18 protein-coding genes are annotated in these 25643 nt (G+C 34.9%); 16 read left to right on the top strand and 2 right to left on the bottom strand.

Annotation, left to right across the window (positions count from 1 at the left end):
* Nucleotides 1–5 precede the first annotated feature (5 nt).
* The 3 genes from rplI (at nucleotide 6) to ligA (ending at nucleotide 3391) form a co-directional block, all read left to right on the top strand.
* Nucleotides 6–446, top strand: a complete 441-nt coding sequence (gene rplI / locus ACQ5J2_RS08300) for a 50S ribosomal protein L9 (protein ID WP_432669942.1) — start codon at nucleotides 6–8, stop codon at nucleotides 444–446.
* Between the two features lie 205 nt (nucleotides 447–651).
* Nucleotides 652–1125: a DUF6495 family protein gene (locus ACQ5J2_RS08305; RefSeq protein ID WP_432669943.1), complete on the top strand. Its 474-nt coding sequence runs from the start codon at nucleotides 652–654 to the stop codon at nucleotides 1123–1125.
* 268 nt (nucleotides 1126–1393) lie between these two features.
* Nucleotides 1394–3391 carry an NAD-dependent DNA ligase LigA gene (ligA, locus tag ACQ5J2_RS08310; protein WP_432669944.1) on the top strand — a complete coding sequence of 666 codons (1998 nt, stop codon included), beginning with the start codon at nucleotides 1394–1396 and terminating at the stop codon, nucleotides 3389–3391.
* A 114-nt stretch (nucleotides 3392–3505) separates the two neighbouring features.
* On the opposite strand, the gene ACQ5J2_RS08315 is transcribed toward ligA, so the two are convergent.
* Together ACQ5J2_RS08315 and ACQ5J2_RS08320 are read right to left on the bottom strand one after the other, a co-directional pair.
* Entirely contained in the window at nucleotides 3506–4420 is a 915-nt protein-coding gene (locus ACQ5J2_RS08315; RefSeq protein ID WP_432669945.1) for a bifunctional metallophosphatase/5'-nucleotidase, read from the bottom strand.
* A 1-nt stretch (nucleotide 4421) separates the two neighbouring features.
* Nucleotides 4422–5201, bottom strand: a complete 780-nt coding sequence (locus ACQ5J2_RS08320) for a 5'-nucleotidase C-terminal domain-containing protein (protein ID WP_432669946.1) — start codon at nucleotides 5199–5201, stop codon at nucleotides 4422–4424.
* 49 nt (nucleotides 5202–5250) lie between these two features.
* Between ACQ5J2_RS08320 and ACQ5J2_RS08325 the strand changes: the two genes are divergently transcribed.
* The 13 genes from ACQ5J2_RS08325 to ACQ5J2_RS08385 all read left to right on the top strand — a co-directional run bounded on the left by ACQ5J2_RS08325 (nucleotide 5251) and on the right by ACQ5J2_RS08385 (nucleotide 25640).
* Entirely contained in the window at nucleotides 5251–5766 is a 516-nt protein-coding gene (locus tag ACQ5J2_RS08325) for a DUF6913 domain-containing protein (RefSeq protein WP_432669947.1), read from the top strand.
* A gap of 1 nt (nucleotide 5767) precedes the next feature.
* The gene (gene dapA, locus ACQ5J2_RS08330; protein ID WP_432669948.1) at nucleotides 5768–6643 is read left to right on the top strand and encodes a 4-hydroxy-tetrahydrodipicolinate synthase; all 876 of its coding nucleotides are present in this window, start codon (nucleotides 5768–5770) and stop codon (nucleotides 6641–6643) included.
* Between the two features lie 13 nt (nucleotides 6644–6656).
* A complete protein-coding gene (locus tag ACQ5J2_RS08335) occupies nucleotides 6657–7166 on the top strand; it encodes a ferritin (protein WP_432669949.1) in 510 nt (169 codons plus the stop codon).
* A gap of 172 nt (nucleotides 7167–7338) precedes the next feature.
* Entirely contained in the window at nucleotides 7339–8136 is a 798-nt protein-coding gene (locus ACQ5J2_RS08340; RefSeq protein WP_432669950.1) for an outer membrane protein assembly factor BamD, read from the top strand.
* A 7-nt stretch (nucleotides 8137–8143) separates the two neighbouring features.
* A complete protein-coding gene (locus ACQ5J2_RS08345) occupies nucleotides 8144–8464 on the top strand; it encodes a DNA-directed RNA polymerase subunit omega (protein WP_432669951.1) in 321 nt (106 codons plus the stop codon).
* A 7-nt stretch (nucleotides 8465–8471) separates the two neighbouring features.
* Nucleotides 8472–9683: a bifunctional phosphopantothenoylcysteine decarboxylase/phosphopantothenate--cysteine ligase CoaBC gene (gene coaBC / locus ACQ5J2_RS08350; protein ID WP_432669952.1), complete on the top strand. Its 1212-nt coding sequence runs from the start codon at nucleotides 8472–8474 to the stop codon at nucleotides 9681–9683.
* On the top strand, nucleotides 9676–10566 hold the full coding sequence (locus tag ACQ5J2_RS08355) for a DUF4835 family protein (RefSeq protein ID WP_432669953.1): 891 nt from the start codon (nucleotides 9676–9678) through the stop codon (nucleotides 10564–10566). Before coaBC ends, ACQ5J2_RS08355 begins: the two co-directional genes overlap by 8 nt.
* Before the next feature lie 57 nt (nucleotides 10567–10623).
* Nucleotides 10624–12276 (top strand): DNA repair protein RecN, encoded by a 1653-nt coding sequence (recN, locus tag ACQ5J2_RS08360; protein ID WP_432669954.1) that lies wholly within the window; start codon nucleotides 10624–10626, stop codon nucleotides 12274–12276.
* A 46-nt stretch (nucleotides 12277–12322) separates the two neighbouring features.
* A complete protein-coding gene (gene fabV, locus ACQ5J2_RS08365) occupies nucleotides 12323–13513 on the top strand; it encodes an enoyl-ACP reductase FabV (protein ID WP_432669955.1) in 1191 nt (396 codons plus the stop codon).
* 249 nt (nucleotides 13514–13762) lie between these two features.
* On the top strand, nucleotides 13763–18442 hold the full coding sequence (locus ACQ5J2_RS08370; RefSeq protein WP_432669956.1) for a T9SS type A sorting domain-containing protein: 4680 nt from the start codon (nucleotides 13763–13765) through the stop codon (nucleotides 18440–18442).
* Between the two features lie 163 nt (nucleotides 18443–18605).
* Entirely contained in the window at nucleotides 18606–23267 is a 4662-nt protein-coding gene (locus tag ACQ5J2_RS08375; RefSeq protein ID WP_432669957.1) for a fibronectin type III domain-containing protein, read from the top strand.
* Nucleotides 23268–23859: 592 nt separating this feature from the next.
* A complete protein-coding gene (locus ACQ5J2_RS08380; protein ID WP_432669958.1) occupies nucleotides 23860–24552 on the top strand; it encodes a hypothetical protein in 693 nt (230 codons plus the stop codon).
* Nucleotides 24553–24644: 92 nt separating this feature from the next.
* The gene (locus tag ACQ5J2_RS08385) at nucleotides 24645–25640 is read left to right on the top strand and encodes a glycosyltransferase (RefSeq protein ID WP_432669959.1); all 996 of its coding nucleotides are present in this window, start codon (nucleotides 24645–24647) and stop codon (nucleotides 25638–25640) included.
* Nucleotides 25641–25643: the final 3 nt, after the last annotated feature.

The raw sequence follows: 25643 nt of genomic DNA on the forward strand, positions 1-25643 counted from the left end.
ACAACATGGAACTTATATTAAAACAAGACGTTCAAAACGTAGGATTTAAAGATGATATCGTTACAGTAAAAGCTGGCTACGGTCGTAACTTCTTAATTCCTCAAGGTTTTGCATCTTTAGCAACGCCTTCAGCTAAAAAAGTATTAGCGGAGAACTTGAAACAAAGAGCTCACAAAGAAGCTAAAATAGTTGCAGACGCTAACGAAATAGCTGAAAAACTAAAAGCGGTTGAGATCAAAATTACTGCTAAAGCAGGTGGTGAAAAATTATTTGGTTCTGTAACCAATATTGATATCGCTGAGCATTTATCAAAAGCAGGTCATTCAATCGATAGAAAATTCATCACTTCAGGAATTATCAAGCGTACTGGAAAATATTCCGCTACCGTAAGATTACACCGTGATGTAATTGTTGATTTACCATTTGAAATCGTAGCGGAAAACTAATCGTTTCCGTTTAAGATATAGAAATCCCGATGAAAGTCGGGATTTTTTTTATTTAGCCACGAAGGTACAAAGCCACGGAGCTTTTCAAGTGATTTTGTTGAATTAATCAATCTTAAAACTTGAACTACTTTGTTCTCAATTTTAAATAGAATAAATTATAATAATCTTTGCCACTTAGCGACTTCGTGGCAAAATACTTGAAGACATGAAATACTCAAGACTAACAAAAGAACAATTTGATGAATTGCACCAAGAGTTCATCAATTTTTTAGCTTCTCAATCCATTGATAAAGCAGAATGGGATTCAATAAAATTAAATAAACCAGAAGTTGCCGAACAGGAATTAGATGTTTTTTCTGATTTAATTTGGGAAGGCGTACTTTCTAAAGCTCAGTATTTAGAGCATTTCTCAAAACAACATATTTTTCTTTTTCTGGCAAATGAAACGGATGTCAATTCAATTGTGCTAAAAGCAATGGCTCCAGAAGTTGATTTCTTGACCAAAGAAGGTTTGCAATGGTTGAGCGACAATATGTTTACGGAAAATGTAGAAATGAAAATTGGTAAAAAAGTGTTTGAACAAGACCGAAATACCTCTTTGTTTGAATTGATTCAGCAAGGTGCTTTTTTAAGCGATGGGCAATTATACCAACAAATAAATCAAATTATCGAATCGTAAAGAGATAAATTTCTTGATAATTGATAATCCGTAATTTTTAGTCTCGCAAAGACGCTAATTCGCAAAGCGTTATCTTTTACTTTGCGTCTTAGCGCCTTTGCGAGATAATTAAATAGATTGGTTTTTTTAGTTTTAAGGATAGTTATGAATGTTTTTCGATAGAAATCTTCAAAAAAACTTGATGAACAATGACAATTTTATATTCATTTTTACTTTAAATTGGCTAAATTAGTGCTTTCATTTTTGCACTCATTTAGCCAATTTTTTTATGGATATTTCTCAACAAATTCAATCGTTACGTGACGAACTCAACTTACACAATTACAACTATTATGTGTCGGATAATGCCGTGATTTCCGATTATGACTTTGATGTCAAGTTGAATGAACTGCAAGATTTGGAAACCAAACATCCCGAATTTTTTGATGCTTCTTCTCCTACACAAAGAGTGGGTGGTGGAATTACGAAAAATTTCGAAACCGTCGTGCACCAAAACCGGATGTATTCTTTAGATAATTCCTATTCGAAAGAAGATATTTTAGAGTGGGAAAACAGAATTAAAAAGCTACTTGGCGATATTCCACTTGAATATACGTGTGAATTAAAATACGACGGCGCTTCCATTTCCATCATTTACGAAAATGGAAAACTCAAACGAGCTGTTACTCGTGGTGATGGCTTTCAAGGCGATGAGGTGACGAATAATGTAAAAACCATCAAGTCGGTTCCTTTACTGTTGAAAGGCGATTATCCTAATTATTTTGAGATTCGTGGTGAAATTGTTTTGCCTTTAGCAGGTTTTGAAAAAATGAATCAAGACTTAATTGAAATTGGTGAAACTCCGTATTCCAACCCTAGAAATACGGCTTCTGGAAGTTTAAAGTTGCAAGATAGTGCAGAAGTTTCGAAACGTCCGTTGGATTGTTTGCTTTATACTTTTATCGGTTCGGATGTGAAATTTAAAACGCACTTTGAAAGTTTACAAAAAGCAAAAGATTTTGGGTTTAAAGTTCCAAGTGAAGCTAAATTGGTAAATAATACCCAAGGCATTTTTGATTTCATCGAGTATTGGAACATTCACCGCCACGATTTACCTTACGAAACAGACGGAGTGGTTATAAAAGTTAATAATTTACATTATCAAGACGAATTGGGTTTTACCGCAAAAGCGCCTCGTTGGGCGATTGCTTATAAATTCAAAGCCGAACAAGTAACTACAACTTTAGATTCCATTTCCTATCAAGTCGGTCGAACCGGGGCGATTACTCCAGTGGCAAACTTACAACCTGTACAACTCGCAGGAACCGTTGTAAAACGTGCTTCTTTGCATAATGCAGACCAAATTGAAAAATTAGATATTCGAGTAAATGATACGGTCTTTGTGGAAAAAGGTGGGGAAATTATTCCAAAGATTATCGCTGTTGATTTTACAAAACGTCCTGAAAATTCAGAACCTACCAAATACATTACGCATTGTCCGGAATGTGAAACTTTATTAGTCAGAAGTGAAGGCGAAGCTAATCATTATTGTCCAAATTTTTACGGATGTCCACCACAAATTATCGGACGAATTCAGCATTTTATTTCGCGCAAAGCAATGGATATTGAAGGTTTGGGTGGCGAAACGGTCGCGTTACTTTATGAAAATAATCTAGTGCAGAATTATGCTGATTTGTATGAGTTGAAAGTAACGCAATTACTTCCCTTGGAACGTATGGCCCAGAAATCTGCGGAAAATTTAGTGAATGGAGTAGAGGCTTCCAAACAAATTCCTTTTGAAAGGGTTTTATATGCCTTGGGAATTCGGTTTGTGGGCGAAACGGTGGCTAAAAAGTTGGCGAAGCATTATAAAAACATTGATGCTTTAAGTCAGGCGACTTTAATGGAATTGATTTTAGTGGATGAAATTGGTGAAAAAATTGCTCAAAGCGTTATTGAATTTTTTGACAATCCTGAAAACCGCATAATTATCGAACGACTCAAAAATTACGGTGTTCAATTGGAAACGAAAGAAATTTTCAATCCTGATGCAACGGAAAAACTAGCAGGAAAAATCTTCGTAGTTTCGGGTGTTTTTACAAAATTTTCGCGCGACGAATTAAAGAAAGCTATTGAAGATAACGGAGGAAAAGTAGGAAGTTCGATTTCGGCAAAAACCGATTATGTAATTGCAGGAGATAATATGGGTCCAGCAAAATTAGAAAAAGCAACAAAATTAAATGTGGCTATTATTTCAGAAGAAGATTTTATTGAAATGCTGAAATAATTTTTTTTGGTCTCGCCAAGATTCCAAGGCGTAAAGAAAACCTTGTTTATCTTTGCGTATTGGAATCTTGGCGAGATTTTAATTTTTAATTTTTAGAAAAAATAATCGTGAAAACTAAACAATAATCGTCCTTCCTTCGTGTGTTTTATTTTTATTATAGTCAAAGTAAAAATCAATTCGCCCCACGTTAATCCCGTAACAGCCCACTTGATTTACCAAAGTTTGTTCGCCCACTTTATTCATGACAATCGTTGGTTTGTCCAAGAAAGTATGCGTGTGACCGCCAATAATCAAGTCGATATCTTTAGAGTTTTTTGCCAAATTTAAATCAGAAATTTTTTCAGGTTCGTTTTTGTAATCGTAACCCAAGTGCGATAAGCAAATAATCAAATCACATTTTTCTTCTTGTTTTAAAATACGAGTGATTTCATCGGCAGTTTCAATGGGGTCATTGTAAACGGTTTCTTTGTACATTTTTTTGTCGACCAAGCCCTCTAATTTAATTCCTAAACCAAAAACGCCAACTTTAATCCCGCCTTTATTGAAAATTTTGTAAGGTTTTACAATTTCATTTAAAATCGTGTTTTTAAAATCATAATTGGCAGAAACAAAATCGAATTTTGCATGTGGCAATTGCGAATAAAAGCCTTCAATTCCGTTGTCGAAATCGTGATTTCCCAGGGTTGCTAAATCATAATTCAGCATACTCATTAATTTGAATTCCAATTCTCCACCGTAATAATTGAAATACGGCGTTCCTTGAAAAATATCTCCAGCATCTAAAAGCAACACATTCGGATTTTCAGTTCGAATGCTTTCAATTAAAGAAGCTCTTCTGGAAACTCCACCTTTGTTAGGGTTTCTAGAATCATCGGCTGGAAAAGGGTCGATATGACTATGCGTGTCATTTGTATGTAAAATAGTCAATTTTTTAATGTCAGGTTTTCCAAAGGACATCAAGGGCAAACTTGGCAAAGCTAAAATAGCTGAACCAGTTGCTGTTTTTTGAATAAAATCTCTTCTTTTCATGCTAGTATTCTTTTACAATTCGGATGTCGGTTAGAACCGGTATCGTGTCTACTTCTTTAAAATAATCTACCCAAACGTTTCTCACTTTGTAATCCAAATCAAATATTTTTAGAGATTTTTTGAAGAAATTCATATTATCGCCACCATTGTATAAATAATCATTTGTCGCAACATAATAGATTTTCTGTAAATCCAAGGCTTGGTTTTGTACTAAAATATCTTTGGCAACATCATTGTTGTCAATTGTAAAAGTCATTCCTGCTAAAGGATGTGGTTTTTTCTCCTTAATAATGTAATTCACCATTTCTAAAATTTGTTCCCCTTTCAATGAAACTACCACTAAATTATTTTCAAACGGCATCAATTCAAACGCAGTTCTCGTAGTTACATTTCCTCTGTTGATAATCGCTCGAATCCCACCATTATTTAACAGGCAAATGTCCACATTTTTTTTCTCACGTAGGTGAAAAACTTTATTTGAACTTGCTAAAGTAACGGTTGATTGGAGGTTTCCAATTTTAGTTTGCCAAACTCCTTTTTTATCAATATTTTCTGGAGAATAAGCAAGAACTGCATTTAAATCATCATCAATATGCTTGCGATAGGGTGCGATAAATTCTTCAATAGATTGGGTTTGTGAAAGACTTTCCGTTACTGGAATTTGTTTGCCTTCCACTTTATTTACATGGAGTTTTTTTTCGGCACACGATATGAACGCAAAAACTGTTAAGATTAAAACAAAATAGCGTGATAAGGCGCTATACTTTTTTAGATTTACCATCTCAAATTATACTTATTTAATTAAATTTGTAAATTGAAGTAAAAGTACTATGTTTTTAGATTTTTTGAAGAAATTTTTATTAAAAAGAAAGTTAAAACAGGCTTTGTCGTTTATCAGTGATAATTTTTCATTGAATAAAATTAAAACTGTTGGACTAGTAATTGACGAAACTTATTTTAGTGATAAAGAATTGCTTTTGCAACAATTAATAACGGAAGGTATTAAAAAGCAGGATATTACTTTGCTTTTGTATCACGATAAAGATAAGAAAAGAGATACTAATTTTAGCTCTTTTAGTTTAAAAAATGTAAGTTGGTCGGGTGACGTCGCCAACCAAGAAATTATAGATTTTAAAGCAAATAATTTTGATTTGCTGATTAGTTATTATGATGTTGAAAAGGTGCCTCTTGTATTAGTTACCCAACGTTCGAAAGCGTTGTTTAAAGTTGGATTTTCAACTATTGACAAGAGAATTAATCATTTTATGATAGATACAACAGCTGAACAAAGTACTATTTTTATCCAAGAATTATTCAAATACCTAAGAATCCTAAATAAAATTTAATATGCAATCATTTGTAGGAACGGGAGTTGCACTTGTAACTCCATTTAAAAAAGATTTTTCTGTTGATTTCGAAGCTTTAGAAAAAATCGTAAACCATGTTATTGATGGCGGAGTGGAGTATTTGGTGGTTTTAGGAACTACCGGAGAGCCTGCAACTTTGACTTCTGAAGAAAAAGAATTGGTCATTAACACGATTGTAAAAACGAATAATAAAAGATTACCATTAGTATTAGGAGTTGGAGGAAACAACACAATGCAACTTGTCGAAGAATTACAAACGAGAGATTTTTCTGCGTTTTCTGCTATATTATCCGTTTCTCCCTATTACAATAAACCTACTCAGGAAGGAATTTACCAACATTTTAGCGCTATTGCAAAAGCATCGCCCATTCCGGTGATTTTATATAACGTTCCCGGACGAACAGCAAGTAATATGTTGCCGGCAACAGTGCTTCGATTGGCAAATGAATTTTCGAATGTCATTGGAATCAAGGAAGCTGCTGGAGATATCGTTCAGGCTATGAAAATTATTCAGCATAAACCAAAGGATTTCCTTGTAATTTCTGGCGATGATATGATTACGTTACCAATGGTTTTAGCTGGAGGCTCTGGAGTTATTTCAGTGATTGGAGAGGGTTTTCCAAAAGAATTTTCTCAAATGGTTCGTTTGGGATTAGAACGTAAAGTAGATGAAGCTTACGAATTGCATTACAAAATTGCAGATGCGACTGATATGATTTTTGAACAAGGAAATCCTGCGGGAATCAAGCAAGTTTTTAAAGCTTTGGGATTGGCTGAAAACACCGTTCGCTTGCCATTAGTTGCTGTTAATGAAGATTTAGCAAATCGAATAAATAATTTTACTAAAAATATTTAAAAAAATAAAGATTATGTTATCAAATAATATACAAGATGCTTTAAACAAGCAAATTAGCGTTGAAGGAAATTCGTCTCAAATATATTTGGCGATGGCTTCTTGGGCAGAAGTACAAGGCTTTGAAGGAATTTCGACATTTATGTATGCTCAATCAGAAGAAGAGCGAATGCACATGTTAAAATTAGTGAAATACGTAAATCAAAGAGGTGGAGTGGCCAAAATTTCGTCGACAATTGAGCCATCCTTAGACTTAAGTAATTACAAAATTTTGTTCAAACAATTGTTAGAGCATGAAATTACTGTTTCTGAAAGTATTAATGACTTGGTTGGAATTACACTTGATGAAAGAGATTATGCCACGCATAATTTCCTACAGTGGTATGTAGCAGAACAAATTGAAGAAGAAGCTACTGCACGATATATTCTAGACAAAATCAACTTGATTGGCGACGATAAAGGCGGTTTATATCTATTTGATAATGAAATGAAAAACTTTACTAGTCCAATTCCTGCCGCAAAATAGTCAAAACCAGACTGCTTTAACGCTCGATTTTGTCGCTGTTTTTCAAACTAGAAAGCAACAGAAAAAAATGTTTTGTAGTCAATAATTAATCATTAACTTTGCCGACTATGTTTCGGTAGTTGTGATTTAGTCTACTATTCTAATTCGCAGTCAAGAAACTTTTATTTTTACAATGAAAAAAATACTTTCAATACTCTTACTTACCCTGATTTTTAGCTCATGTAGCGAATATCAAAAAGCACTAAAAACGGAAGAAATTGGTGTTAAATACGATGTTGCTACTAAGCAATATGATAAAGGAAATTACATGAAGGCTATTCGTCTTTTTGAGCAAATTGCACCTTCTTATCGAGGCCGTCCTCAAGCGGAAAAAATGTTTTATATGTATGCTCAGTCCTACTATAAGACGAAACAATATTATTCTGCGGGATATCAGTTTGAAAGTTTTGTAACGAGTTATCCTAAAAGTGAAAAGGTGGAAGAAGCGAGCTATTTAGGCGCTTTAAGTTACACGAAGCTTTCTCCAAGATTCAGTTTGGATCAGATTGATACATACAAAGCGATTGATAAATTGCAATCATTCATCAATACGTATCCAACGTCAGAGTACTTAGCGGAAGCGAATGTGATTGTAAAGGAGTTGCGTGAAAAATTGGAAAAAAAGTCATTTGAAACGGCGAAACAATACAACACCATTTCAGACCATAAAGCTGCATTAGTAGTTTTAGATAATTTTATTGCTGATTTTCCTGGGACAAAATATAAAGGAGAAGCTTTGTATTATAAGTTGGATTCAGCTTACAAACTTGCTGAAAATAGTATTGACAGTAAAAAAGCAGAACGATTAACTAACGCAAAGACGGCATACTTGAACTTGATGAAATACAATCAGGGTTCAGAATATAAAGAAAAAGCAGACGAAATGTTAGCTAAAATAGAAACAGATTTAAAACAAATTTCAAATAATTAAGAAAGTCATGGATTTAAAAAAGACGAATGCTCCAGTAAATACAATTACGTACAATAAATCGTTAATTGAAGAACCTACTGGAAATGTGTATGAGGCTATCACAATTATGGCTAAAAGAGCAAACCAAATTAACTCTGAAATCAAAAAAGAATTGACTGAGAAGTTAGAGGAATTTGCAACTTACAACGATAGTTTGGAAGAAATTTTTGAAAATAAAGAACAAATTGAAGTTTCTAAATTTTACGAGAAATTGCCAAAGCCGCATGCCTTAGCAGTTCAAGAATGGTTAGATAATAAAATCTACCATAGAGACGCAACTTCTAAATAGTACTAAGATGTCGGTTTTAAGTGGAAAAAAAATAGTGCTGGGAATTTCTGGTGGAATTGCCGCTTATAAAACTGCCACTTTAGTCCGAATGTTTATAAAAGCAGGTGCCGAGGTTCAAGTAATCATGACACCTGCTTCTAAAGATTTTGTCACTCCTTTGACATTGTCTACGCTTTCAAAAAATCCTGTATTTTCTGCTTTTTATAACGAAGAAGATGAAAATGCTTCTTGGAACAATCATGTCGAAATCGGTCTTTGGGCTGATTTGATGTTAATTGCTCCAGCAACTGCAAATACATTATCTAAAATGGCTAATGGAACTTGCGACAACCTTCTTTTAGCAACTTATCTTTCGGCTAAATGTCCCGTATATTTTGCTCCAGCAATGGATTTAGATATGTACAAACATCCTTCTACTTTAACGAGCTTTTCTAAATTACAATCCTTTGGAAACATTATGATTCCAGCTGAAAGTGGCGAATTAGCAAGCGGACTTTCAGGTGAAGGTAGGATGGCTGAACCTGAGAATATTATTTCCTTTATTGAAAATGATGTTGCAGGAAAACTTCCTTTACGAGGCAAAAAAATACTTGTTACCGCTGGACCCACTCACGAAGCGATTGACCCTGTTCGATTCATTGGTAATCATTCTTCTGGAAAGATGGGTTTTGAAATTGCTAATGAAGCTGCTAAATTGGGTGCTGAAGTCACTTTGATTTCCGGGCCTTCTCATTTAAATGTTGAAAATGAATCTGTTCAATTAGTTCGTGTGGTTTCTGCGGAAGAAATGTATCAAGCTTGTCATCTTTTCTTTGAAAAAACAGACGTAGCAATCGCAGCAGCGGCAGTTGCGGATTACCGTCCAAAAAATAGAGCAACGCAGAAAATAAAAAAGGAAGAAAGTAGTTTTAATATAGAATTGGAACGAACGAAAGATATCTTAGTTTCTTTAGGTGAAATCAAGAAAAATCAGTTTTTAATTGGTTTTGCATTAGAAACTGAAAATGAAATTGAGAATGCAAAGGCGAAAATTCAGAAAAAAAACTTAGATTTGATAGTTCTAAACTCTTTGCAAGATGATGGAGCTGGTTTTGGAACACCAACTAATAAAGTAACGTTTATTGATAAAAATTTCACAATCGAACCAATGGATTTGAAATCTAAAGGAGCGGTTGCTCGAGACATTTTAAATAAAGTAATAGCCCATTATAATGACTAAACTTTTTTCTTTTATTGCAATTTTGTTATGTTTTACTGTTCATTCTCAGGAATTGAATTGTTTAGTAAAAATCAATTCGCAAAGTTTGACAAATAGTAATCAATCCGTGTTTAAAACGCTGGAAACTTCCCTTACTGATTTTGTAAATAAGACGAGGTGGACCAATAAAAAACTGAAGCAAAACGAAAAAATTGATTGTACGATTTTTATTACGGTTTCGAGTTACGGTTCCGATCAGTTTGTAGCTACAATTCAAGTTGGGTCGTCTAGACCTATTTTTGGTTCAAGTTATGTGTCGCCAGTTTTAAACTTTAATGATAAAGATTTTAGTTTTAAATATGCTGAATATGAAAATCTTACCTATAATCCCAATAGTTTTGATTCTAATTTAATTTCAGTTATTGCGTATTATGCTTATGTAATTATCGGTTTGGATGCAGATACTTATGAGCTGAATTCGGGTAAAGAATTTTACGAACAAGCACAGGAAATTGTAAATATTGCTCAACAAAGTAGTTACCGAGGTTGGAGTCAAAATGACGGTGGAAACCAGAATCGTTTTTTCTTAGCTAATGACTTGATGTCAGGAACTTACGATCCAATTAAGGCGGCCCTTTATAACTACCACATCAACGGTTTAGATTTGATGAGTGATAATGTAAAGAAAGGCAAAGAAGGAGTGAAGCAGGCGATTTCAAACCTAGAAAAAATCCATGCTACTCGTCCAAATGCATTTTTAACGCGTGTTTTCTTTGATGCGAAATCGGATGAAGTTTTATCTGTTTTCTCAGGCGGTCCCCAAATTAAAATTACAGATTTAGTAGATACTTTGAATCGAGTTTCTCCATTAAATGCATCTAAATGGGCAACAATTAAATTTTAGAATTCGTTACCTTTACCTATTAATTTACGATTCGATTTTAACGACTAAAATTCTAAAATGCTAACTTCACTTTCCATTAAAAATTTTGCTTTAATAGAAAAATTATCTATTGAGTTTGATAATGGTTTCACAACTATTACCGGTGAAACTGGTGCTGGAAAATCGATACTTCTTGGAGCTTTAGGATTGGTTTTGGGAAAAAGAGCCGATTTGACTTCATTGAAGAATAAGGAAGAAAAATGTGTGATTGAAGCGCAGTTTTCAATTTCAAAATACAATTTAGAAACCCTTTTTGAAACACTTAATTTTGATTACGACGCTTCCACGATAATTCGTCGTGAAATTTTACCTTCTGGGAAATCACGTGCCTTTGTGAACGATAGTCCTGTTAATGTCTCGGATTTGCAAGAATTGGGTGTTTATTTAATTGATATTCATTCGCAACAGCAAACCCAAGGATTATCGGATGAGAAAATTCAGTTTGAAATTATTGATGCCATTGCCAAAAACGGAAGTGTATTAGAACATTATTCGACACTTTTAAAGTCGTATAAATCGAACAAGAATGATTTGCTGAAGCAACGAGAAGCATATTCCAATGCACAGAAAGAGCAGGATTACAATACGTTTTTACTAAATGAATTAGTTGAAGCGAAATTAGTTTCGGGCATTCAAGAAGAATTGGAACAAAATTTTCAGCAGTTGAATAATGTTGAATTTATCAAAGAAAATTTAGAAAAATCTTTGGCTTTAGCCGAAGAAGAACAAATAGGAGTGTTGCAAGGTTTGAAGGAAATGAAAGCTTCATTGCAGAAAATTTCTAGTTTAACGGTTGAATATAATTCAATTGCAGAACGGACGAATTCAGTTTTAATTGAGTTGGATGATATTGTTTCTGAAATAAACGGTTTGGCAGAACAATTGATTAATGACCCCGAACAATTGGAGTTTTTAAATCAAAAATTACAACTTATTTATTCGTTGCAGAAAAAACACCAAGTCAATACTGTTGCCGAATTACTAGTAATTCAGAACGAATTAGAAAACAAAGCTTTTGCAGTGCAACATTTGGAAGACGCTATTGCAAAGTTGGAAAATGTGTTGGAAAACAATGAAAAAGAGTTGAACGAATTAGCCGCTGTATTGCATCAAAACAGAGAAAAATCCATTCCTGTTTTGGCAGAAAAATTAGTGGGTTATTTGGTGCAGTTGGGCATGCCTAATTCGCAATTTAATATTAAGATTTCGCAAACAGAAAACTATTTTGCAAACGGAAAAGACGAATTACAGTTTTTATTTTCAGCGAATAAAGGTTCTGATTTTGGCTTACTAAAAAAAGTAGCTTCGGGAGGAGAAATGTCTCGAATTATGTTGGCTGTCAAAGCAGTATTGGCGCAATATTCCAAATTGCCAACGATTATATTTGATGAAATTGACACCGGAGTTTCAGGTGAAATTGCAAATAAAATGGCTTTCATCATGGAAGAAATGAGTGTGAATATGCAAGTGTTCTCGATTACCCATTTGCCACAAATCGCGGCACGAGGAAAACAACATTACAAAGTGTTTAAAGAGACGATTGACAATCAAACGCAATCACAAATTATACGTTTGACGCACGAACAACGCGTTCAAGAATTAGCAGAAATGATAGCTGGAAAAGACCTTTCAGAAGCAGCCATAAATCATGCTAAAACCTTGCTTAACTAATATTTTGAATTATATTTGTTCTACCTAATAAAAAAAAACGAATCTTATGATTATAGAACCAAGAATGAGAGGATTTATTTGCACAACGGCACATCCTGATGGAGCTGCTGAAAATGTAAAAAAGCAAATAGAATATGTGAAATCCAAAGGAAAAATTGACGGTCCAAAACGGGTTTTGGTGATTGGTGCTTCTACAGGATTCGGATTAGCTTCTCGAATTACAAGTGCTTTTGGGTCAGAGGCTTCAACTATAGGCGTGTTTTTTGAAAAAGCACCGATGGAAGGTAAAACAGCATCAGCGGGTTGGTACAATTCAGCAGCTTTTGAAAAAGAAGCTAGAAAAGCGGGATTGTATGCAAAAAGCATCAATGGAGATGCTTTTTCTGATGCAATTAAAGAACAGACTTTGGCATTAATCAAAGAAGATTTAGGTCAAATTGACCTTATCATATATAGTTTGGCTTCGCCTGTTCGGACACATCCAAAAACAGGAGTGCTGCATCGTTCGGTTTTGAAACCTATTGGCGAAAAGTTTACCAATAATACGGTTGATTTTCACACCGGAAAAGTTTCTGAAGTAAGTATCGAGCCGTGTTCGGGTGATGATATCGAAAACACAATAATCGTGATGGGTGGCGAAGATTGGAAAATGTGGATAGATGCTTTGAAAAATGAAAATCTTTTAGCCGACGGCGCGACAACAGTGGCTTATTCATATATAGGTTCTTCCTTAACAGAGGCAGTTTACAGAAATGGTACTATCGGAAAAGCAAAAGATGATTTAGAAGCTACAGCATTTACGATTACAAAAGACCTTTCTGATATTGGTGGAAAAGCCTATGTTTCCGTAAATAAAGCCTTGGTGACGCAAGCGAGTTCTGCGATTCCTGTTATTCCATTGTATATTTCTTTATTGTATAAAACGATGAAAGCAAAAGGCATTCACGAAGGTTGTATCGAGCAGATCCAACGTTTGTTTAAGGACCGATTATTTTCTGGTGAAGAAGTTCCTGTAGATGAACAAGGACGAATTCGTATTGACGATTGGGAAATGCGTGACGATGTTCAAGCAGAAGTAGAAAAATTGTGGAACGAAGTAACCTCTGAAAATTTATCTGAATTGGGAGATTTGGAAGGATATAGAAAAGAATTTTATCAATTATTTGGTTTTGACTTTGGAGGTGTTGATTATTCGAAAGACACAGACGAAATGGTTCATATTGAAAGTATAAAATAACTGCATTTATTATTTAAATTAAAATCCAAACGAAAGTTTGGATTTTTTTGTTTTAATGTCATAGATTAATCGCTCTTAATTTAATTTTTTTAGTACAACTATTTGCAATTAAAGAGTTTAATTTTCTAATTGTGTCGCTTTTATAATTAATTATTATTTTAATAGAAAAAAAAATTAACAGTAAAAATTTTTTAACTTAATTTTAATTTTTTAATTTTAGAACATATTAACATAAACTATATTTTAATTATGAAAAAAATTACTTTAACACTAGTTTTTCTTTTGACTATGGTCATGGGAAGCTATGGGCAAGTAGCCGTCGGCGAAGGCACTAATACTGCACAAGTATTGCCATTTAATGCTTACTACGGTTACACTTATTCACAATCTATTTATTTGGCATCAGAAATAAATGCTGCTGGGTCAATAACTTCTATTCAATGGTATTTTACAGGTGCGACTGCACTACCAAATAGTCAAGGACTGACTATTTACTTAGGGCAAACTTCCAAAACAAATTTTGATTCAAATATTGACTATGTAGCTGTTGGAGATTTAACTGAGGTTTATACCGGTGGCATCGTGACAGGGAGTACTGCGGGATGGAAAACAATTACTTTCACAACACCCTTTCCGTATGATGGTATTTCAAATTTAATTGTAGCTGTTGATGAAAACATGGCGGGTTACGATGATTCGGCAGATGATTTTCGCAACACAAATGTAGGATCTAACCGTTCTATTTCTTCTTATTCTGATTCTGTCAATACGAATCCTGCTGATCCTAGTACCGGAAGTACGACAAGAGGAATGGTTGCTTTTGTACCAAATGTAATTTTTGGAGGAATCACACAAGCATGTGGAAATCCAACAAATATAACTACTTCTTTAGCTACTACCACAGAAGCTACCATTGGTTGGACTGCTGCAGTAGGACAAGTTAACTGGGAGGTTTACGTAGTGGAACAATCCATGCCTGCACCAACACCTTCAACGGTTGGATTAGATGCAACGGGAACTGCAACTTTCGTAAAAACAGGTTTACTTTCAAATACAGGTTACAATGCGTATGTTAGAGCGAAATGTTCGGAAACAATGTACAGCGGATGGTCAGGGCCTAAAAATTTCAGAACATTATGTGATCCTTTTGGAGACTTTAATGAAGATTTTGATGCAATAACGGCCGGAACAGGTGTTGTGCCAAACTGTTGGACTAAAACGGTTGTTTCTGCAAATGCGAATGCGAATGTTTCAGTGATAACTAATACGTCGGCTTCAACTCCAAATGCGCTTTATATGACAAATTCAGCTGATGAAACAGCTCAAATCTATTTGGCTACTCCTGCTTTATCGACAATTGGCGCTAATACGCATAGAATGAAATTTAAAGCTCGAGGTGGTGTTACAGGACAAATCTTAGTTGTAGGAACAATGAGTGACCCAACAGATGCTAGTACTTTTGTTGAATTACAATCATACACTTTAACAAATGCCTATTCTACTTATAATGTTACATTAAATACATCAACTACCGCTAATCACATCGCATTCAAACATGGTTTAGGAGGTACATATCGTTCTGTATATCTTGATGATATAATTTGGGAACCAATTCCAACAACTCCTCCAGGGTGTATTCAAGATTTGAATGCGTTACCTAATGAAGGTTGTGGAAATTTTGCAACTGTATTTACATGGTCTGCGGTTCCTGGTGCTGATGGTTACAAAGTTTCCATTGGTACTTCTGCAAATGGTCAAGATTTAGTTGTTGATAATTTAGATATTTATAGTGTTTTAAGCTATTCTTTTGTGGGAAATATTTCAACCACTTACTATTATACAATTAAACCTTACAATGCAAATGGACCAGCAGTAAACTGTTTTGAGGATATGTTTACCACATACGGTGACGGTTGTTACTGTGTTTCGGTACCTGCCTCAAATGATGGTGCTGGTATTTCAAGTGTTCAAATTAACAATGTAGTAACCCCTGTTACTGATGTTATGTATGCTAGTTTTATTGAAAACGGAGCTATAGACATTACGCAAGGTGTCAACACAATTATGAATGTATCTTTAGCTACTGGTACAGGGTACTTTACAAATGTATGGGTTGATTTTAATAACAATTATACTTTTGAAGCATCAGAATTAGTTTATACAGGTGAATCTGGTACTACATCAAATCCATTTGTATTAAATACATCATTTATGGCACCTATTACAGCTGGATTAGGTCAACATAGACTACGAATTGGTGCAACGGATTATCTTCAAACACCTCCAAATCCTTGTTTCGGTGATGCTTGGGGTGTTACTTTAGACTTTCTTGTAAATGTTTTGGAAGCACCAACGTGTCTTCCGCCATCTGCAAGTACAACAAGTAATATAACTGCTACTGGAGCTACCCTAAACTGGGTTTCACAGGGAACCTTATTTAATATTGAAGTTGATTTTGCAGGATTTACTCAAGGTACGGGAGTTGTTACTTCTGGGATTGCAGCTAATACAACTATGTTGGAAAATTTAGATCCTCAACAGGATTACGCATATTATCTGCAAACAGATTGTGGAAGTGGTAGTTTAAGTCCTTGGACTGGTCCATTTACATTTAAAACAGGTTGTACGGCTTTTGGTGATTTTACAGAAGATTTTACAACTGAGGTGTCTTATACGGTACCTGAATGTTTTAAATCATTGATTGTATCTACACTTTCTTCTCCAAGTATAAATGTATATAATTACAATGATTATGTAAGTATGAATAATTCAGGTAATGCTGCAGCTGAATTGTATTTTATTTCTCCAGCATTAGATGCTTTACCTCTTGCGACTCATCGTATGAAATTTAAAGCTTTTTCTTATACAGCTGGCGCTAGTGTGATTGTAGGAACAATGTCTGATCCTTCACAAGCAAGTACTTTTACTCCAGTGCAGACAATTCCTGTAACTACTGCTTTTGCAAATTATTCGGTAACATTTAGTCAAGCGACCACAGATATGTATGTGGCATTTAAATTTGTAGGGACGGGTACGTATCAAACACTTTATGTAGATGATTTGGTTTGGGAAACTGCTCCACTTTGTGCAGATGTAAATGTTGTAACTTTTGTTGGCGCAACATCTTCTTCTGCAGATATTGCATGGGTTCCTGGTGGAACTGAAACAGCTTGGCAATATGTATATGGACCTGTAGATACTACTGACCCAAGTGGATTAATTCCAGTTGATGTTACTACTGGACCATCAACAACAATCCCTGGTTTATTACCTAGTACAACTTATAAAGTTTGGGTACGTTCTTCTTGTGGAGTTGCTTTTGGAGCTTATTCAGAACCGATTACTTTTACAACAGCTTGTGTAGCTGTTACAGAGTTTCCTTGGACAGAGGGCTTTGAAAATATCACACCTGGATTTGAAGTTTTTCCAAACTGTTGGGATGAAGAAAATGGAGACTATTCAACTGCTGTGGCGGGTACTTATAATACGCCAAGAACAGGTTCTAATTATTTAAGAAACTCTTGGTCTGCTACAAATGAATATATGTGGACTCCAGGTTTTGAATTAACTGCGGGTGTAAGTTATGACTTTAGTTTTTATATGCAAGGGGATGGTTTTACAGGATGGACTGTAGATGTATTTCATAATACAGTTCAAAACAGTACGGGTGCTACTCAAATAGGTGGTACAACTACAGCTTCTGGAACAGGTTCTTATGTAATCCAGCCTTATGCATTAGTAAGTAATACTTTTGTCCCTACAACAGACGGAACGTATTATTTTGCAGTGAGAGTAAATCAACCGTCAGGGTCTCCATGGTACATAGCATTTGATGATTTTAGAATGGAGCCAACGCCATCATGTGTTGCACCAATGGCGCCAACTGCTACAGATATTACAGTTTCTACAGCTACTATGAACTGGGTTGCTACGACTCCAGCTCCGGCCGAGGGTTATGACTATTATGTAACAACTGCTACTGCAGCTCCAAATGCTACTACAGCTCCTACAGGTACCGTTGTTGCGGGAGTAACAACTGCAAGTTTGACATCTTTATCAAGTTCTACAGTTTATAGAACTTACGTAAGAAGCATTTGTGGTACAGATGAGTTGAGCTCTTGGTCAGATGCAGGAATGTTTACTACACCATGTGCTGCTTTCGACGCACCATTTTTGCAAGACTTTACAAGTTACGTACCACTTTGTTGGTCTACAGCTGCGGCAGGAACTGTTGCAACAGGACCTACAGGTAGTGCTGCCGGAATTTGGGTAGTAGATGGGTTTCTGAATGTGGGAACAACAGGTGCTGTAAAAGTTAATCTTTATAATGTCAATAGAATCGGATGGTTAATAACTCCAACGATGAATACCACTGTTGGTGAAGTATACACATTATCATTTGATTATGGTGTTACAGATTGGAATGACACTGTGGAAAGTCCTATGGGATCTGACGATTTTGTAAAAATCGCAATGACTACTGACAATGGTGTAACATGGACAGAAGTTGAAAGTATTACTGCTGCAGACAATGTAACAAATATGTCTCAAGAATTTACACACGAATTTACTGCTACAACTGCTCAAGTTAAGTTTGCCTTAATAGCAAGTGATGGAACAGTTGATGATGACCAAGATTATGATTTCTTTGTTGATAACTTGGCATTAGAAACTACTTTATCTACTAGTGACTTTGATAAAAATTCATTTACAGCTTATCCAAACCCTGTAAAAGATATGTTGAATGTAAGCTTTACGCAAAACATTTCTAATGTAACAGTTTACAATCTTCTTGGGCAACAAGTTTTATCCATGAATATGAATGCAAACAAAGGTCAAGTTGATATGTCTAACTTAGCGACTGGAACTTACTTAGTAAAAGTAAACACAGAAACTGCTGTTAAAACAATCAAAGTGATTAAAGAATAATTTTAAAATTTTTTTAAATTTTTAAGCCACCTTCGGGTGGCTTTTTTTTTAAAAAATTATATCACAAAATATGTATTTTTTGCGAAATACATTTTTGTACTTGGGTAAGCCCAATAAAAATGACTATATTGGCAATTATTAACAAAAAAACTATTTTTTAATTATGAAAAAAATTACTCTATCGCTAGTTTTTCTTTTGACTATGGTCATGGGAAGCTATGGGCAAGTAACCGTCGGCGAAGGCACTAATACTGCACAAGTATTGCCATTTAATGCTTACTACGGTTACACTTATTCACAATCTATTTATTTGGCATCTGAAATAAACGCTTCTGGTTCGATTACATCGATTCAGTGGTATTTCACTGGAACTGGTGCTTTGACAAACAGTCAAAACTTGACTATTTACCTTGGTCAAACTACTAAATCAAGTTTTGATACTAACCTTGACTATGTAGCGGCTGGAGATTTAACCGAGGTTTATACTGGCGGTGTCGTAACCGGAAGTGCTGCAGGTTGGAAAACAATTACTTTTGCAACACCCTTTCCGTATGATGGTATTTCAAATTTAGTTGTAGCTGTTGATGAAAACATGACAGGTTTTGATGGTTCAGCAGATGATTTTCGTAATACAAATGTAGGATCTAACCGTTCTATTTTTGTTTATAGTGACAGTTTAAATGCAGACCCTACAAATCCTACTGATGATGCTGGTGGCTTTCCTTCAAGAGGAATGGTGACTTATGTGCCAAATATTATTTTTGGAGGAATTACTCAAGCTTGTGGTAATCCTACAGGTATTACTGCATCAATGGCTACAACAACTCAAGCTACCATTGCATGGACTGCAGCAGCTGGTCAAACAGATTGGCAAGTTTATGTAGTGGAGCAAAGTATGGATGCACCAACTCCTGCTACTGTAGGAACGGATGTGACAGGTACAGCTTCTTATTTAAAAACAGATTTACTTCCTAACACGGGATATAACGTATATGTAAGAGCTAAGTGTTCAGAAATTTTGTTTAGTGGATGGTCAGGGCCAACAAATTTCAGAACTTTATGTGATCCATTTGGAAATTTTAATGAAAATTTTGATTCTACTACTCCAGCAACGGGTGTAGTGCCTAATTGCTGGACAAAAAAAGTTGTTTCAACTAATGTTAATGCAAATGTTTCTGTAATTGGTAGTTCAGCATCTTCAACTCCAAACGCGATTTCTATGGCTAATTCGAATGATGCAACTGCGGGTTTATATTTAGCAACCCCTTCATTAACATCAATTGGAGCAAATACACATAGAATTACTTTTGAAGCTAGAGGTTCAAGTACAGGATTTCCTTTGATTGTAGGAACAATGTCTGATCCTACAGATGAAACAACCTTTGTTGCATTGCAAACTATTGCATTAACAAATACGTATGCAATTTATAATGTTCAATTGAATACATCTACTACTGCAAACCATATTGCATTTAAACACGGTGGTGGTGGAACATATAGAACTATATACATTGATAATGTTGTTTGGGAACTTATCCCTCTTGGAGCGCCTAATTGCTCAGTAATTACTAGTCCGTTAGATACTGCAACAAGTGTAAGTAGCGGAAAAATTAATTGGACAACTAACATTGATGCTACAGGTTTCTTTATTTCTATTGGAACTTCTGCTGGTGCAACGAATATTCAAAACATGTTAGATATTGGTCTTGTTACTACATACACCTTTCCTACAACGCCGGGAGTTACGTATTATGTAAAACTTTATCCATATAATGCAAACGGTACAAATAGTTCTTGTTCTGAAATTTCGTTTACAACTTGCGATTCTTCCGGAGATTTTATGCAAAATTTTGACGCATTAACTACTGGAACTGGAGTTGTTCCAAGCTGTTGGACAAAAACGATTGTATCTGAAAATACAAGTGCAAATGTTTCAGTTATTGGCTTTACAGCTAATTCGGCTCCAAATGCTATCCAAATGACAAATTCAGCAGATGCAACAGCGGGTATCTATTTAGTTACACCTGCCTTAACAGCAATTGGTGCAGACACACATAGAATAAAATTCAACGCTAGAGGTAGTGCAACGGAACAGGTATTATCTGTGGGAACAATGAGTAATCCATCAGACCCAACTACTTTTGTAGAGCTGCAATCTTTTACGCTTACCAATGTTTATACATCTTATAATGTAACTTTAAATACTTCTACTACCGCAAATCACATTGCTTTCAAACATGGATTGGGTGGAACTTATAGATCGGTTTATTTGGATGATATACTTTGGGAACCAATTCCTTCAACTCCCCCTATATGTATACAAGATATGAATGCAGTAGTTGATCAAAATTGTGGTAATTTCCCGACAGTATTTACATGGTCCGCCGTTCCTAGTGCTGATGGTTATAAAGTTTCGATTGGAACATCACCAAATGGTGAAGATTTAGTGGTTGATGAGGAAGATATTTTAAATGCTACTACATATTCTTTCTCTGGAAATCCAATGACAAGTTATTATTATTCCGTTGTTCCTTATAATGCGAATGGTTCTGCAATAGGTTGTTTTGAAGATTTTTTCCAAACTGCTGATGGTGGTTGCTTCTGTGTAGGTGTTCCAACAATAGTTGATAATTCAGGAATTACAAATGTACAAGTTAATCAAACTGATTTTCCTGTAACTGCAGCTACACCTTACTCTGATTTAACATTAGTAGATCAAGTAGTAGATATTACTAGAGGGGTAAATACAATTATGAATGTTACTCTAGCTACGGGTTACTCTTATTTTACAAATGTTTGGGTAGATTTCAATGATAACTATACTTTTGAGCCATCAGAATTGGTGCATGAAGGTGTTGAATCTCCAAGTACAAATCCTTATATTGATAATACTTCATTCATGACTCCCTTAACTGCGGGATTAGGTGTGCATAGAATGAGAATTGTAACAACTGATAATAAAACAATTCCTTCAAATCCATGTTATAATACTTCTTATGGTGTTGTTGTTGATTTGAAAGTAAACGTTTTAGAGGCTCCATCATGTTTGCCACCTACTGAAAATACTGTAAGTCAAATTACTGCGAATTCAGTTACGTTAAACTGGGTTTCATCTGAAACTTTATTTAATATTGAAGTGGATTTCGCAGGATTTACACAAGGAACAGGAGTTGTAACTTCTGGAATTACTGCAAATACAACTACTTTAACAGATTTAGACCCACAACAAGATTATGCATATTACATTCAAACAGATTGTGGTAGTGGTAGTGAAAGTCCGTGGACAGGTCCGTTTACATTTAGAACTGGTTGTACCGCTTTTGGAGATTTTACAGAAGATTTCACAACAGAGGTCACTTACACCGTGCCAGAATGTTTCAGTTCATTAATTGTATCAACAGTTTCTTCACCAAGTATCAGCGTAAGCAGTTTCAATGATTATGTAGGTATGAGTACTTCAGGTAATTCAGCAGCAGAATTGTATTTCATTTCTCCAACATTAACTGATTTGCCACTTTCTACACATCGTATGAAATTTAAAGCTTTTTCTTATGCAACTGGTGTTAGTGTTGTTGTAGGAACAATGTCTGATCCTTCTCAAGCAAGTACTTTTACTGCAGTTGAAACTATTCCTGTAACAAATTCTTTTGCTGATTACTCCGTATTATTTGATGTAGCAACCACAGATATGTATGTTGCATTCAAATTTGTAGGTAATGCAACGTATCAAACGATGTATATAGATAATTTAGTTTGGGAAACAGCTCCACTTTGTGCAGATGTTAATATTGTAAGTTTTGATAGTGCTACATCTTCAAGTGCTGCTATATCTTGGACTCCAGGTGGAAGCGAAACAGCTTGGCAGTATGCTTATGCTGAAGCTACAGTTGAAAATCCAGAAGGACTAGACGTAACAGATGTAATGACAACGCCAATGGCTACGATTTCAGATTTAGATCCTAGTACTGAATACAAAGTTTGGGTAAGATCGGTATGTGGAACATCACTTGGTGTTTGGTCTCCAGCTATCTCTTTTTCTACTTTATGTGTAGCTTTTGACGCTCCATTTATGGAAGACTTTACAGCATATGTGCCACTATGTTGGTTAACAGCTGGGGCAGGAACTATTGCAACAGGGCCTACAGGTGATGCGGCAGGAATTTGGGGAACAGATGGGTTTTTGAATGTTGGAACAACAGGTGCTGCTAGAGTTAATCTTTACAACATAAATAGAACTGGTTGGTTAGTTCTTCCGATAATAAATACAGTTGTAGGAGATACTTATGATTTTACCTTTAATTATGGTGTTACTTCTTATATAGGAACTGACGAAATTGAGATGGGAACTGATGATTCTGTAAAAGTAGTAATGTCTACTGATAATGGAGCAACTTGGACTGAAATTGAAAATTTCACAGCTGCAAGTAACGTTTCTAATACTTCACAAGACTTTGCTTATGAATATGTGGCTACATCGGCTCATGTTAAGTTCGCGTTTGTTGCAACTGATGGTACTGTAAACGATCCCGAAGATTATAACTTTTATATTGACAATGTTACTTTTGAAAGTCCGTTATCAAATATTGGCTTTGACAACAATACATTTACAGCGTATCCAAACCCTGTAAAAGATATGTTGAATGTGAGCTTTACGCAAAACATTTCTAATGTAACAGTTTACAACCTTCTTGGACAACAAGTTTTATTCATGAATATGAATGCAAACAAAGGTCAAGTAGATATGTCTAACTTAGCAGCTGGAACTTACTTAGTAAAAGTAAATACAGAAAATGCAGTGAAAACAATCAAAGTGATTAAACAATAAATTTTTAAAATTTATTTAAATTTATAAGCCACCTTCGGGTGGCTTTTTTTTTGTCTTCTATATTCTAAGAAATAACCGCTTTAAGTAAAACATGAAGTGGTATGCCTAATAAAGTTTCTTTATGCTATGTAAAGTACGTTACCAATACACTTCCAAGTTTACTTATGGTATTAAAAGCACGTTACTAATACACTTCCAAGTTTCCTTATGCTATTGAAAGCACGTTACCAATGCACTTCCAAGTTTCCTTATGCTATGGAAAGCACGTTACCAATACACTTCCAAGTTTCCTTATGCTATGAAAAACACGTTACCAATATACTTCCAAGTTTCCTTATGATATAAAAAGTACATTACCAATACACTTCAAAGTTACCTTATAGCATGTAAAGCACGTTACCAATACACTTTCAAGTTTTGCTATAGGCACTTTAGTAAGTACAGTTGTTTTTGCTAAATTTAAACAGGTATTTCGACTGCTTTTTTTACGCCTCTAGATAGTAGTGTATTATAGAAAAATAGTGATATAAATTTAAATTTTTCTTTTACTTATTTACTAATTTAGTATGCAGCAACTCTAAACAATTTTATCATGGCAGAAAATCAAAACGATGGGGGTAAAGGCAATTCAAATTCTAGGTCCAACATTCCCAAGAGCGATACTAATTTTGGTACCGTAGCTGCTGATGTGGTTAAAAGTTGGCAACTCAATCCCTTCCTAACCTTGGAATACACCACTCTTGCTATAGTTGAGGAAAAAGTAAATTTATTCAACCTATTGGTAGGAAACAGAAAGGAACAAGGTGGCTTCAGGCCGCAATATACTAGTGCATTGAAAACTATAAACAGCGAAATTGATGGTTCTATTAAATACATCAAAGGTTACCTTTCTGAAGAATATGGAGAAAAAGGCAAAGAAGTGGTCCAGAGCTATTATTCTTCATTTGGAATTGTGCAAAAAGGGGAGTCCTTCGAAATTCCAATAGATGCAAGTAACCGCAAAGCTGCATTAGACCTGATGATTAAAGCTATTACAATAAATCACTTTGAAGATAAAAAATACGGACTGGCTTACTGGACCAACATCAAAACAAAATATGTTGCGGTAGTAAAAGCATCCCGAGATATAGATGGAGGAATTTCTGATAAAGTGGGCAACAAAAATGTTTTGAAAGAAGAAATAAGAGAAGTGCTGCTTTCAATTATATACGTTCTTAAAGGAAATTTTCCTAAAACCCATCATGAACAACTGCGTAAGTGGGGTTTCCAAAAAGAGAAATATTAGGTATTGATGTAGTAGTTCTAATTCTAAAAAATAAATGCATGGCCATCTACCGGTGGCTTTTTTTTATGCTTATATTTGGAAAAATTTCAAGTATGTTGTTCTCCTTAATCATTCCTGTTTATAATCGGCCTCAAGAGATTGATGAATTGCTCAAAAGTTTGGTAGTACAAAATTATCAGCAAGAATTTGAAGTAGTAGTTGTAGAAGACGGCTCAACCGTTTCCTGTGAAGATGTTGTTGCTGATTATAAATCGAATCTTGCAATTAGCTATTACTTCAAAGAAAATTCCGGTCCAGGTGATTCAAGAAATTACGGAATGCTAAAAGCAAAAGGGGACTACTTTATTATTTTTGATTCAGATTGTATCATTCCGCCAAACTATTTATCGGAAGTGGAGAAACAACTCACTTTAGATTATGTAGATTGTTTTGGGGGTCCAGATAAAGATTTAGATAGTTTTTCAGATGTTCAAAAAGCAATAAATTTTGCAATGACTTCATTCATGACAACCGGCGGAATTAGAGGCGGGTCAGAGAAAATAAGTAAGTTTCAGCCTAGAAGCTTTAATATGGGGATTTCAAAAAAAGCTTTTGAGGCTTCCAATGGTTTTGGTAAAATTCATCCGGGAGAAGACCCTGATTTATCCATCCGACTTTGGCAGCTGGGTTTCGAAACCCGATTATTTCCCGATGCATTTGTTTATCACAAGCGTAGAATTGATTGGTCTAAATTTTACAAACAAGTTAATAAGTTTGGTAAAGCACGACCTATATTAGATTCTTGGTATCCCAAATATTCAAAAATCACGTACTTTTTTCCTACCCTATTTTTGCTCGGTATTGTAGCGGCAATTATTACGGCTTACTTCAAAAGCTATATCTTAGTTTTCATCTTCAGCGTTTACTTCGAATTGCTGTTTATCGTGGCTTTGTTGTACACAAAAAGCTTTAAAATTGGTTTACTAGCTGTTTTTGCAACCGTAATTCAGTTTTATGGGTATGGAATTGGGTTCTTAAAATCCTATATTCTAGTGCGGGTTTTTAAAAAACAACCTCAGAAAGCATTTCCTGAACTATTCTTTAAATAAGAT

It is taken from the genome of Flavobacterium sp. SM2513 (assembly GCF_050908145.1).
Lineage (GTDB): Bacteria > Bacteroidota > Bacteroidia > Flavobacteriales > Flavobacteriaceae > Flavobacterium.